The sequence below is a fragment of the Mesorhizobium sp. CNPSo 4688 genome, from assembly GCF_057784295.1.
The window spans coordinates 49,726-61,856 of record NZ_JBWLUY010000005.1; the positions used below are offsets into that span (position 1 = coordinate 49,726).

The 12,131-nt window shown below is 61.8% G+C and carries 8 protein-coding genes and 1 pseudogene; 7 read left to right on the forward strand and 2 right to left on the reverse strand.

Features of this window, described 5'->3' with window-relative positions; translation table 11 throughout:
• Positions 1 to 487: 487 nt before the first annotated feature.
• From AC04SH_RS10470 to ilvN, 3 genes are all read left to right on the forward strand, one after another.
• Complete coding sequence (locus tag AC04SH_RS10470) at positions 488 to 1,633, forward strand: PcfJ domain-containing protein (RefSeq protein ID WP_488574954.1); 1,146 nt, start codon at positions 488 to 490, stop codon at positions 1,631 to 1,633.
• 252 nt (positions 1,634 to 1,885) lie between these two features.
• Positions 1,886 to 3,667: an acetolactate synthase 3 large subunit gene (locus AC04SH_RS10475; RefSeq protein WP_192257930.1), complete on the forward strand. Its 1,782-nt coding sequence runs from the start codon at positions 1,886 to 1,888 to the stop codon at positions 3,665 to 3,667.
• Between the two features lie 82 nt (positions 3,668 to 3,749).
• The gene (gene ilvN, locus AC04SH_RS10480) at positions 3,750 to 4,322 is read left to right on the forward strand and encodes an acetolactate synthase small subunit (protein WP_023668352.1); all 573 of its coding nucleotides are present in this window, start codon (positions 3,750 to 3,752) and stop codon (positions 4,320 to 4,322) included.
• An 88-nt stretch (positions 4,323 to 4,410) separates the two neighbouring features.
• Here ilvN and AC04SH_RS10485 read toward each other — a convergent pair whose 3' ends face one another.
• Positions 4,411 to 5,178, reverse strand: a complete 768-nt coding sequence (locus AC04SH_RS10485; RefSeq protein WP_488574955.1) for a tetratricopeptide repeat protein — start codon at positions 5,176 to 5,178, stop codon at positions 4,411 to 4,413.
• A gap of 154 nt (positions 5,179 to 5,332) precedes the next feature.
• Between AC04SH_RS10485 and AC04SH_RS10490 the strand changes: the two are divergent.
• A pseudogene (locus tag AC04SH_RS10490) lies at positions 5,333 to 5,414 on the forward strand (acetolactate synthase small subunit); the annotation flags it as partial.
• 357 nt (positions 5,415 to 5,771) lie between these two features.
• On the opposite strand, the gene AC04SH_RS10495 reads toward AC04SH_RS10490, so the two are convergent.
• The gene (locus tag AC04SH_RS10495) at positions 5,772 to 6,215 is read right to left on the reverse strand and encodes a metalloregulator ArsR/SmtB family transcription factor (RefSeq protein WP_488574956.1); all 444 of its coding nucleotides are present in this window, start codon (positions 6,213 to 6,215) and stop codon (positions 5,772 to 5,774) included.
• A gap of 127 nt (positions 6,216 to 6,342) precedes the next feature.
• Between AC04SH_RS10495 and AC04SH_RS10500 the strand changes: the two genes are divergently transcribed.
• From AC04SH_RS10500 to AC04SH_RS10510, 3 genes are all read left to right on the forward strand, one after another.
• Positions 6,343 to 7,341, forward strand: coding sequence for an acyl-CoA desaturase (locus AC04SH_RS10500; RefSeq protein ID WP_488574957.1), 999 nt, complete (start codon positions 6,343 to 6,345; stop codon positions 7,339 to 7,341).
• A 312-nt stretch (positions 7,342 to 7,653) separates the two neighbouring features.
• Positions 7,654 to 8,919: an efflux RND transporter periplasmic adaptor subunit gene (locus AC04SH_RS10505; RefSeq protein WP_488574958.1), complete on the forward strand. Its 1,266-nt coding sequence runs from the start codon at positions 7,654 to 7,656 to the stop codon at positions 8,917 to 8,919.
• Positions 8,916 to 12,080, forward strand: a complete 3,165-nt coding sequence (locus AC04SH_RS10510; protein ID WP_488574959.1) for an efflux RND transporter permease subunit — start codon at positions 8,916 to 8,918, stop codon at positions 12,078 to 12,080. The genes AC04SH_RS10505 and AC04SH_RS10510 overlap by 4 nt, the downstream gene beginning before the upstream one ends.
• The last annotated feature ends 51 nt before the right edge of the window (positions 12,081 to 12,131 follow it).

The window sequence follows — 12,131 nt, forward strand, 5'->3', positions numbered from 1 at the left end:
CCCTTTCATCGTGCCGCACCCGTACCAACCACGCTTTTGAAGGAGGCGACGATGAGATCACGTTCACGCATTTTGCGCCTCCGCCGGCGGCGGACGGGCTGAGCCGCTTCACGGCTGATACCCAATTCCTGACGACCTGAACCAGCGCGCCGTGAGGCGTGGCGGCGGTCGCTGATCGAAGGCGCTCACATCGAAATCAAATGCCCGGTCAGAGCCGTGGCAAACCGGTTAAAGCCGAACGCTTCCGCCGAGGATGGCGGCTGTCTGGAGGTCTGAGATGCACCTTTGCAACAGACGGACAGGCCTTTGTAAACATTGAAAGAATGGCTCTTGCGTCTGGAGTTTTGCAGGCGTAGTGACCCCGCCCATTCGCAACCGTCATCCCCAAGAGGAGACCTGTTCATGTCACGCCTATCCAGTTCGACACATTCCGTGCCGGCGCTGGAATTGCGCGCGGCTGACAGGGTTCCAATCGGGAAGAACGGCCATGGCCAGGTCCATGATACAGCTCAGGCAGGACGCCGAGCGCCAACGCATTGAAGCATACCAGGCATCGTTGCAGCGGGTTTCCGCCGCGCCGCGTCCCGCTCCGGATTTCGAGCGGGCGCTCGACGAGGTGCGCCGGGGCTATGCCGGCGTAGCGATCCGCGACGGGGCGCTGTGGCGCCCGAAGCTGAAAACGCGCGATCCTGCGCGTCTGCGGCTGGCTGCTGCCCGTTATCTTTATGCGCGCTATCCGGTTTCGGCCGCGCTCGAAGCCATCTGGCTGGACCGGTCGGGACTGGACGGCCCGGAGATCGCGCTGCGCCTGGCTTGGTACGTCGCGGCCGCGGGTGGCCAGTCGCTTTACAAAGCGGGCGCCAATGAATGGCTGTCTCGCAAGGAGGTGCATTGCTTCCTCAACGTGTCGAGCGAGCTTGGCTTCTGCGAGGCGTTCTGGTTCGCGATCGTTCGGTCCTACGCCGGGGATAATGGACTGGCGGCACGGCTTGCGCGCACCAAGATTGCGCGCACGCCGCGTGGCGAGCTCACCTTCTGGCGTGAAGTGGCGCGCTTCTTCTGCGAGCAACCCACGTCGAAGGAGGAGATCGACGACCTCTGCGACTATATCGCCGCCATGCACCGGCGCGACAAGGCGTATAGCCTGAAGGGCCGCACGCTCGCTTCGTTGCGCCGGCAGATGTCGCAATGGCATCGCGACATTGCCGCCATCGAGCGCATCGAGGCCATGCGCCGCCGCGCAGCCGGTCGGGCTGCATTGGCGCCGGGCAGCGCCTGGGAGGGCTCGCGCCTTGAGGACTGGGAATGGGAGCCTCCGGCCAAGGAGGCGAAGGCGCATGGCGAGCGCTTCTTCGTCCGCCAGCTGAAGACGGCCGAGGATCTGGTTGCCGAGTCCAGGGCGATGCATCACTGCGTTTCGACCTACGCGGTCAAGTGCATTGCCGGCAACGCCTCGATCTGGACGCTGCGGCGCAAAGCGCTTGGCAAGGCCGAGCGGTTGCTGACGATCGAGCTCGACCCGCAACACCGCGCGGTGCAGGTGCGCGGTTTCGGCAATCGTCTGGCTACGCTTGAGGAACAAAAGATCCTCAAGCGTTGGGCCAAGGCGAAGGGCGTGGCGCTCTGGGCCTGAAAACAGAAGATCCGCGCGGCGTGAATGCCGCGCGAATTGCCCGTTGACATCGGCGCAAAACCAATTCTATTGTCCGCCACCATGAAAAAGGCACTCATTCTCGTAGGAAGGCGCGTGGGCAAGGCGGTGTAACCGCCGGGCGAAAACCTCCCATGCGCAACATACAGGCTCCCTCGGGGGCCTTTTTTATTGCCCGAAACACGACTAAACGACCAGCAATCGCCCAATGGCGGACAGTACGGGACCAGACCGATGAGCAACGGACAGAGTGAGCGGCGTGAAATGACAGGCGCCGAAATGGTGGTGCAGGCGCTGAAGGACAATGGCGTCAAGCATGTCTTCGGCTATCCCGGCGGCGCGGTGCTTCCGATCTACGACGAAATCTTCCAGCAGGACGAGGTCGAGCACATTCTGGTCCGCCACGAGCAGGGCGCCGGTCATGCGGCTGAAGGCTATGCGCGCTCCACCGGCAAGGCCGGTGTGCTCCTGGTAACCTCTGGCCCGGGCGCCACCAATGCGGTGACGCCGCTGCAGGATGCGCTGATGGATTCGATCCCGCTGGTCTGCCTGACCGGGCAGGTGCCGACCTCGCTGATCGGCTCCGACGCCTTCCAGGAGTGCGACACGGTCGGCATCACGCGGCCCTGCACCAAGCACAACTGGCTGGTGAAGGATGTCAACGAACTGGCCGCCACCATCCATGAAGCTTTCCATGTCGCCACGACCGGCCGTCCCGGCCCGGTGGTGGTCGACATCCCGAAGGACGTGCAGTTCGCCAAGGGCATCTATGTGCCGCCGCAGACGGCGCCGCGCACCAGCTACCAGCCGAAGGTCCAGGGCGATCTGGACAAGATCAAGGCTGCGGTCGATCTGATGGCGAGCGCCAAAAAGCCGATCATCTATTCGGGCGGCGGCGTGATCAATTCCGGCCCGGAAGCCAGCCATCTGCTGCGCGAACTGGTCGATCTCACCGGTTTCCCCATCACCTCGACGCTGATGGGGCTCGGCGCCTATCCGGCATCGGGCAAGAACTGGATGGGCATGCTGGGCATGCACGGCACCTATGAAGCCAATATGGCGATGCACGATTGCGACGTGATGATCTGCATCGGAGCGCGCTTCGACGACCGTATCACCGGACGGCTGACCGCGTTCTCGCCGAACTCGAAGAAGATCCACATCGACATCGATCCGTCCTCGATCAACAAGAACGTCCACACCGACGTGCCGATCATCGGCGATGTCGGCCGCGTGCTGGAGGATATGGTTCGGCTGTGGCGGGCAAGCGCCAAGGCCGACAAGAAGGCGCTCTATCCCTGGTGGGAGCAGATCGCCAAATGGCGCGCGCGCGATTCACTCGCCTACAAGATGAACAACGACGTGATCATGCCGCAATACGCCATCCAGCGGCTCTACGCGCTGACCAAGGACATGGACACCTACATCACCACCGAAGTCGGCCAGCACCAGATGTGGGCAGCACAGCACTATCATTTCGAGAAGCCGAACCGCTGGATGACATCCGGTGGCCTGGGCACCATGGGCTACGGCCTGCCGGCGGCACTCGGCGTGCAGATCGCGCATCCCGATGCCCTTGTCATCGACATTGCCGGCGACGCCTCGGTGCAGATGACGATGCAGGAGATGAGTGCGGCGGTGCAGCACGATGCGCCGATCAAGATCTTCATCCTCAACAACCAGTATATGGGCATGGTGCGGCAGTGGCAGCAGCTGCTGCACGGCAACCGTCTGTCGCATTCCTACACCGAGGCGATGCCCGACTTCGTCAAGCTGGCCGACGCCTATGGCGGCCATGGCATTCGCTGCGAGAAGCCGGACGAGCTCGACGACGCGATCAAGGAGATGATCTCGGTCAAGAAGCCGGTGCTGTTCGACTGCCGCGTGGCGACGCTCGCCAACTGCTTCCCGATGATCCCGTCGGGCAAGGCGCATAATGAAATGCTCCTGCCGGACGAGGCGACCGACGAAGCCGTGGCCAACGCCATCGACGCCAAGGGCAGGGAACTGGTCTAGGACAAGCCGAGGCAGGGCTTGTCGAAAGAAGCCGTGCGCAAACAGAGAATTAGCTCAAAAGTCTGAAATCGAGATTCACGTCATGAACGCACAGCTTCAACCGACCGGCTCCGCCTATTTCATCGCCAAGGAAACCGAGAAGCCGGAGAACCATACGCTCTCCGTGCTGGTCGACAACGAGCCGGGCGTGCTTGCCCGGGTCATCGGCCTGTTTTCCGGCCGCGGCTACAACATCGAGAGCCTGACCGTCTCCGAGACCGAACATGAAAAGCATCTGTCGCGCATCACCATCGTGACGCGCGGCACGCCGCATGTGCTGGAGCAGATCAAGCACCAGCTCGAGCGCATCGTGCCGGTGCACCGTGTCGTCGATCTGACCGTGCGCTCGCACGAATTCGGTCAGGAGCGGCCGCTGGAGCGCGAACTGGCACTGGTCAAGGTCGCCGGCACCGGCGAGGCCCGCGTCGAGGCGCTGCGGCTGGCCGACGCTTTTCGCGCTTCGGTCATCGACGCCAACACCGAGCATTTCATTTTCGAAATCACCGGCAAGGGCTCCAAGCTCGACCAGTTCATCGCCATCATGAAGCCGCTTGGCCTGGTCGAGATTTGCCGCACCGGCGTGGCAGCGATGAACCGCGGCCCGCAAGGCATGTAGGATTTTCAGTTTTTTGGTTTTGCTGGCTCGGCCTTGCTGCCGGCCAGTTTCCTGGCTCTCCCGCTTGATGGAGCGCGACCGTTTATAGCTACGTCTTCTTAAGTACTGAGTGTATGCGATCGAGAGCAATCTGCGCTCCCTCAAAACCTTGTGCTGCAGAGCGCGTAAACCACTGTGTCGCAAGGGTCAGGTCGCTCCCGACACCGATGCCTTTCAAGTACATCAAGCCGATATTGTATTGCGCTTTGGCATCATTCTGCATTGCCGCCTTTTCGTACCAATGAAAGGCAATTTCTGGATTTCTCTCGACATTCGTCCCGGTTAGATATGCCGCACCTAGGTTGACTTGAGCGTCGACATTTCCCTGATCTGCAGCTCTGGTGAACCAAAGAATGGCGTCCTGGCCGCTTTGAGGTACCCCTTTGCCAACGAGATACGCGTTCCCAAGGTATTGCTGGGCTTCAGGCAAACCTTGCGTCGCAGCACTGCGCCAAAGCTTGGCCGCCTCTGCATCATCTTGCTGAACGCCTTTACCCCAAGAGTACAAAAGACCGAGGTTCAGCTCAGCCACCGCCATATTTTGCGTTGCTGCTTTTGCCCACCACTCAGCTGCCTTCGAGTAATCTTGCGGCACTCCAAATCCTCTGGAGTAAAGAAATCCGACGTTAAATTCAGCGGTAGCGTCCCCTGTTCTAGCGACCGCTTCCCATTCTTTATACGCAACTTCATAATTATTCGCCTTGAAGGCGGCCTCTGCTTCCAGCGCCCCTGAAAAAGCTGCGGAGGAAGGAAGAAATGCAATGATAAACGACAGGATCATGAACCAAGAGCTAGTACGCCGCGCTGAATTCGTCATTCTACCTCCTCTTGGTCGTAGCGTCCGTGACCATGTTCGCTTTGACGGCCTAACTGAGACAGAGCAAATTTAATAGTCGTGGATGACGATAGCCATATTCATACTCTGTTCTTTATCTCTCGTGAAACGCCTCGTCAGCGGGTCGAGCAGGTACAAGTTCATCGCCATCATGAGGGCCGCTCGGCCTGGTCGAAATCTGCCGCACCGGCGTGGCGGCAATGAACCGCGGCCCGCAGGCATGTAGGCATTCATGCGAAATTAAAGTTCAGCAATCACGGTTGGCAAGGCAGTCGGACAGCAGGCTTGAGAATTGGTGACGCATGACTCCGCGCAAAGAGCTGATCATACATGTGATGATGTACGCTCTGATCGCGTACTCGGTCTGGGTTCTTGCCCATGCCTGGGTAACGATGACGGTCCCTGTCGGACGAACCTATAGCCTGGTTGCGTATGCGGACAGTCCAACCAGATTCTGGGATGGGATCCTGTTCCACGTTGGATCCATAGTCATCTTAAGTTGGTTTCTCTGGGCGCTGAAGTATCGTCGCCGGAACTGATGCGGCGGGGGCTTCCTCGCAGATGCAATCGGGATATCAGCCGGCGGATTTTGTCAGCTTGGCATCGACCTTGCCGCTCGCCAGCTCCTTGCTCTCCCTTTTGATCGGGCGCGCCACCGGGCAGACGTCCTGGACGAAGCCGTTCAGTGTGTTGACCAGATTGTTCTGGACCAGCGAGTAGTGGATGAACTGTCCCTGCCGCTCCCTGGCGATGAGGCCGGCCGTCTCCAGGATGTTGAGATGCTGCGAGATCGACGGTTTCGACATGTCGAAGCGCGCGGCGATCTCGCCCGCGGTCAGCGACGAGTGCGCGAGATAGGCGAGGATCTTGCGCCGGGGCTGCGACGACAGCGCCTCGAACACACGTTGTATGGCGCCGCTGCCGCCAGCAGCTGTTTCAGCATCGGATATTTTGTCTTCGATCACTGCCGCCTCGTAGGTCGCGAAGGCCTGTGCCTTCGGTCTGCATTTCTCCGGCATTTAGACTATTGCCTAAATACCTAATCCGAGATAGTAGATAATTAGCTTACTGCCTAAATAAGCGCCGACGCGGCGAAAGGCAAGGCTCTTGGTTCGGAAATGTTTCCTGCAGAGGAGGGGGGTACCGATGAAAACCATATCCACAGGCAGAATGATCTCGCAGCCCTTGAGCGACGCCGAAGACGGCGAGGTGGTCTGGATGCCGGCCAAGTCGATCTGGGTCGGCGCAATGACGCTGATCGCGTTGGTGTTTGGGCCGCTGACCTTCAGCTGGAGCGCCTTGGCTTTGTTCGTGGCGACAACGGCGGTGACGATCTGCGCCGGGCATTCGGTCGGCATGCATCGCCTGCTCATCCACCGCTCGTTCAAGGTGCATATCTTCATCGAGCATGCGCTGGTCTATCTCGGCACGCTCGTCGGCATGGCCGGCCCTTTCGGCATGGTCTATGCGCATGACATCAGAGACTGGGCGCAGCGCCAGACGGCCTGCCACGATCTGCACGCGCACCGCCGGCCTTTCTTCACCGACGCTTTCTGGCAGATGCATTGCGCCGTCGCGTTGCGCAATCCGCCCGATTTCGTCATCGAGCCGTCGATCCGCAACGATCGCTTCTTCAAGTTCGTCGAGCGCACCTGGATGCTGCAGCAATTGCCGTGGGCGATCCTTTTCTTTCTGCTTGGCGGCTGGAGCTGGGTGGTCTGGGGCATCGCGGTGCGGGTCTCGGTGTCGCTCACCGGGCATTGGCTGGTCGGGCATTTCGCGCATCGCAGCGGCCAGCAGGGCTGGCGCGTCGATGGCGTCGCCGTGCAGGGCTACAATCTGCCGCGCTTCGGCCTGGTGACCTTCGGCGAAAGCTTTCACGGCAACCATCACGCATTTCCCGAATCCGCCAGGCTCGGGCTTGAGCGCGGGCAAATCGATCTCGGCTGGGTCTTTATCCGCATCCTTGCCGCCCTTGGCCTCGCGCATGGGGTGAAGCTTCCGGAGAACACGCCGAGACGCAAAGGATTGCGCCGCCTGGCTGGCCATCAGGAGACTGCTGCCGCTCCCGGCCTGTTGTCGGCACGATCTGGGCGGGTTTCGGCACTGCGCTGCGCGGTTTCCTGTCGGTTCCGGTACGGCTGAAATGGTTCAACATCGCCATGGGCGTGCTTTTGGCGGCGACGCTTTGGCCGATGCTGAAATAGGATATGCTTGATGTTCAGGCGAGGCTCGCTGGACCTGACTCTCAACCACATCCTGGCTGGCTTTCCGACTCCTGAGCCGGCTGCCCATTCATTGTGCAGTGCACATTAAATCTTCGTAATGCCGTGCTTTGGCCCTTTTCCGACAAAGGCGTGTCCTATCTACTTCGGCAAAATCGCGGCAAGGCGCCGTGTTTTGCAGTAGAATGAGACCACCGGGTTCGGCGTGTCGGATCATAGGGCTTGTTAGTCGATGCGCGGGAAAGTCGTTCTGGCGGTGGTGGTGGCAGCGGCCTGTGTCGCCGCTGCATGGGTGTATTTTTCGCCAGCGGCGATGAGCAGTCTTAAGCAGATGCTGCCGGGCGCCAGGCAGACAGCGGCGGCGGACAAGACTTCGGCTGACAAGGCTGGGAGCAAATCCGGCGCCGGCGCCGCCCGTTCGGCCTCGATCGTTTCAGCCACCGCGACTACAGCCGATTTCCCGATCCGCCGCTACGCCATCGGCTTCGTCTCGTCGCCGGCCGTGGTCAACATCAATGCGCGAGTGTCGAGCCAGATCGTGTCGATCGACGTCAAGGACGGCCAGATGGTGAAGACCGGCGATCTCTTGTTCTCGCTCGACGACCGTGCGCTGAAGGCGCAACTCGCCAAGGACCAGGCGACGCTCGCCAAGGACCAGGCGCTGCTTGCAAGTTCGGTGTCCGATTTCCAGCGCGCCAAGGACCTTGTCGCCAAGCAGGCAGGCACGCAGCAGACCTATGACCAGGCGGTTGCGGCGCAGAAGGCGGCTGCGGCGACCGTCGATGCCGACCAGGCGACGATCGATGCCGACAATGTCCAGCTCGGCTTTGCCACGATCACGGCACCGATTGCCGGGCGGCTGGGCGCTGTGAATGTTTCGGTCGGCGACCTCGTTACCGTGAGCAACGGCAACTCGAGCACGGCGACGCCGCTGGTGACGATCACGCAGATCGATCCGCTGCAGGTCAACTTCAACCTGCCGGAAAGCAATCTGGCGCTGCTGCACAAGGCGCTGGCCAACCCGCAGCAGGGCGCGGTCACGCTGACCAAGGACGGCGACCCGACGCCGATCGGCAAGGGCACGCTCGACTTCGTCGATTCCAGCGTCGACACCGCGTCCGGAACCATTGCGACGCGGGCAAGCATACCCAATGCCGATCTATCGCTATGGCCCGGACAGTATGTGAACGTCATCCTTGACGCCGGCATCATGCCGCAGATGACCTCGGTTCCGACGGTCGCGGTCCAGCCCAGCCAGAAGGGCCCCTTCGTCTATGTCGTCAAACCGGACAACACGGTCGAGATGCGGCCGGTGCAAGTGGCGCTGACCGAAGGCGAAAACAGCGCCATCAGCGAGGGCGTCAAGTCGGGCGAGAAGGTGGTCGTCGAGGGCCAGACCAGGCTGAAGGACGGCGCTGCCGTGCATGAGGGCAAGGCGGCTGGCGGGGATCAGGCTGCGCCAAAGGTCGCGCAAGCCGAGAAGGCTGGCGCCCAATGATTTCCGAATTCTGCATACGCAGGCCCGTCGCCACGCTGCTGATGTCGTTCGCCCTCGTGCTGGGCGGGCTGTTTGCCTACAAGTTCCTGCCGGTGGCGGCGCTGCCAAGTGCTGAATTTCCGGTCGTCAACGTCTCGGCGTCGCTGCCCGGCGCTTCGCCCGAAACCATGGCGACCTCGGTGGCGACGCCGCTGATCAAGCAGTTCGCGACGATCGCGGGCATCGATTCGATCTCGACCACCAACTCGCTCGGCCAGACTTCGATCGCCATCCAGTTCGTACTCAACCGCGACATCGACGCGGCCGCCGCCGACGTGCAAGCGGCGATCGCGCGTACGCAGAAGTCGCTGCCGCCGGAAATGACGTCGCCGCCGAGCTATCGCAAGGTCAATCCGGCCGACGCGCCGATCCTCTTGATGTCGCTGGTCAGCGATACGGTTCCGTTGACCGATCTCGATGCGTTCGCCGAAAATGTCATCTCGCCCTCGCTGTCGACCATCGACGGCGTCGCGCAGGTTTCCATCTACGGCCAGCAGAAATACGCCGTGCGCATCCAGATCGATCCGACCGCGCTTGCCGCGCGCGGCATTTCGATCGACCAGCTGCAGACGGCGATCGCGTCGGCCAACAGCAACACGCCGCTCGGCGTCTTACAGAACGACAAGCAGCAGCTGACCATCACCGCCAACACGCAGCTCACCAACGCCGCAGGCTTCGCCAACCTCATCATCGCCACCAAGGATGGCCACCCGGTGCGACTGGGCGAAGTGACCCGCGTCGTCGATTCGGTGCAGACCACGACGACGGCGAGCTGGTACGATGGTACGCGCGCGATCATCATGGCCGTGCAGCGCCAGCCCGACGCCAACACGGTCGACGTCGTCGACAAGGTGAAGGCGATGCTGCCGTCCTTCCAGGACCAGATGCCAGCCGCCGCCCAGATCAAGCTGCTCAACGACCGCTCGACCTCGATCCGCCAGGCCGTCGACGATGTGCAGTTCACGCTGCTTCTGACCATCGCTTTGGTGGTGATGGTGATCTTCGTCTTCCTGCGCCGGGTGACGGCAACCATCATCCCGGCCGTGGCGGTGCCGATCTCGCTGATCGCCACGCTGGGCGCGATGTTCCTGTTCGGCTTTTCCATCGACAACATATCGCTGATGGGCCTGACGCTTGCCGTTGGCCTCGTCGTCGACGATGCCATCGTGATGCTGGAGAACATCTTCCGCCACATGGAGGAGGATGGGCTGTCGGCCTTCGACGCATCGCTGAAAGGCGCGCGCGAAATCGGCTTCACCATCATCTCGATCTCGATCTCGCTGGTGGCGGTGTTCATCCCGGTGCTTTTGATGGGTGGCGTCATCGGCCGCATCTTCAACGAGTTCGCGGTGGTGGTGACGGTTGCCATCCTGGCGTCGATGTTCGTGTCGCTGACGCTGACGCCGATGCTGTGCTCGCGGCTGCTGTCGGTGACGAAAGCCGATCGCGACAAGCATGGCCATGGCCACAAGCAGGACTTGGTCACACGCGGCTATGACCGGCTCCTCACCTTCTGCCTGCGCCACACTTTCCTGGTGTTCCTCGTCTTCATCGGAACCGCGGCAGGCTCGGTGTGGCTGATCCAGGTGTCGCCGAAGGGCTTCTTCCCGCAGGAGGATATCGGCCAAATATCGGTGACGACGATTGCGCGCCAGGACATCTCGTTCGACGCCATGTCGAAGCTGCAGGGGCAGGTGGCCAGTGTCTTTTCGCATTCGCCCTATGTCGATCATGTGGCATGGTCGGCGGGCAGCGGCAGCAATGCGCTCAACCAGGGACAGCTTTTCGTCCAGCTCAAGGGCAAGGACCAGCGCCCCGACATCGAGAAGGTGCTTGCGGATCTAAGGCGGCAACTGGCTGGTGTGGCGGGTATCGAGACCTACATGCAGCCGGTGCAGAACCTGCGGCTCGGTTCGCGCTCGTCAGCCAGCGCCTACCAGCTGGTCGTGCAAGGCCTCGATACCGGCCAGACCGACATCTGGGCGCAGAAGCTGAATGACGCGATGGCGGCCGACCATGCGAATTTCACCGACGTCACCAGCGACTTGCAGAACAATGCCCTGCAGGCATCCCTGGTGGTCGACCGCGACAAGGCCGCCCAGCTCGGCATCGACACCGACACGCTGCGCTCCGCCCTCTATGGCGGATTCGGCACCGACCAGGTTTCGACGATCTTCGGTTCGGCCGACAGCTATGAAGTCATCACCGAGCTCGATCCCGACATCGAATGGACGCCGGAGCGCATGCTCGCCATCCAGATGAGGACGGCGAGCGGCAGCCTGGTGCCGCTTGGCGCCTTTGCCCGCGTCGACCGCACGGCCGGCGCCCTGACGGTCAACCAGCTCGGCCAGCTTCCGGCGGTGACCATCTCCTACAATCTGCCGCAAGGCGTGGCGCTCGGCGACAGTACGGCCCGCATCGACGCGCTGAAGGAGCAGATCGGCATGCCGAAGGAGATCTCGACCAGCTTCGCCGGCACCGCCAAGACCTTCCAGGATTCGCTGGCCAATCAGGGTCTGCTGATCGGCGGCGCCATCCTGACCATCTATATCGTGCTCGGCATCCTCTATGAGAGCTTCATCCATCCGTTGACCATTTTGACCGGCCTGCCTTCGGCGGTGCTGGGCGCAGTGGTGGCGCTGCGCTTTGCCGGCATGGACCTGTCGGTGATCGCGGTGATCGGCATCCTGATGCTGATCGGCATCGTCAAGAAGAACGGCATCATGATGGTCGACGTCGCGCTGGAACTGCGACGAGAAGGCATGTCGGCCAAGGAGTCCATCCACAAGGCGTGCCTGATGCGTTTCCGGCCGATCATGATGACGACGCTGGCAGCATTGATGGGCACGTTCCCGATCGCGCTCGGCACCGGCGCCAGCGCCGAGTTGCGCCAGCCGCTCGGCGTCGCCGTTGTCGGCGGTCTGCTCGCTTCGCAGGCGCTGACGTTGTTCGTCACGCCGGTGATCTACGTCTATTTCGAGAATTTCTCCGGCTGGCTGATGAGCGTCTTCTCCTCGAAAAAGAGCCGGCCGGCGCTGCATGCTGTCGAGAGCGGCGAGCAGGGCTCACTGTTCGGCCCCGAGGACCGGCTCATGGAACCGCAGAAGGCCGCCGCCGAATAGGCAGCGGCCCGTGGCCCAAGCTGTCATGCTTGCGGCGTCGTTCCGGCAATC

Excerpts from the sequence above, each read along its gene's own strand:
- AC04SH_RS10495 (WP_488574956.1), bottom strand. The coding sequence starts at position 6,215 with ATGCCGGAGAAATGCAGACCGAAGGCACAGGCCTTCGCGACCTACGAG.
- AC04SH_RS10485 (WP_488574955.1), bottom strand. The coding sequence starts at position 5,178 with ATGACGAATTCAGCGCGGCGTACTAGCTCTTGGTTCATGATCCTGTCG.
- ilvN (WP_023668352.1), top strand. The coding sequence starts at position 3,750 with ATGAACGCACAGCTTCAACCGACCGGCTCCGCCTATTTCATCGCCAAG.
- AC04SH_RS10510 (WP_488574959.1), top strand. The coding sequence starts at position 8,916 with ATGATTTCCGAATTCTGCATACGCAGGCCCGTCGCCACGCTGCTGATG.
- AC04SH_RS10470 (WP_488574954.1), top strand. The coding sequence starts at position 488 with ATGGCCAGGTCCATGATACAGCTCAGGCAGGACGCCGAGCGCCAACGC.
- AC04SH_RS10475 (WP_192257930.1), top strand. The coding sequence starts at position 1,886 with ATGAGCAACGGACAGAGTGAGCGGCGTGAAATGACAGGCGCCGAAATG.
- AC04SH_RS10505 (WP_488574958.1), top strand. The coding sequence starts at position 7,654 with ATGCGCGGGAAAGTCGTTCTGGCGGTGGTGGTGGCAGCGGCCTGTGTC.
- AC04SH_RS10500 (WP_488574957.1), top strand. The coding sequence starts at position 6,343 with ATGAAAACCATATCCACAGGCAGAATGATCTCGCAGCCCTTGAGCGAC.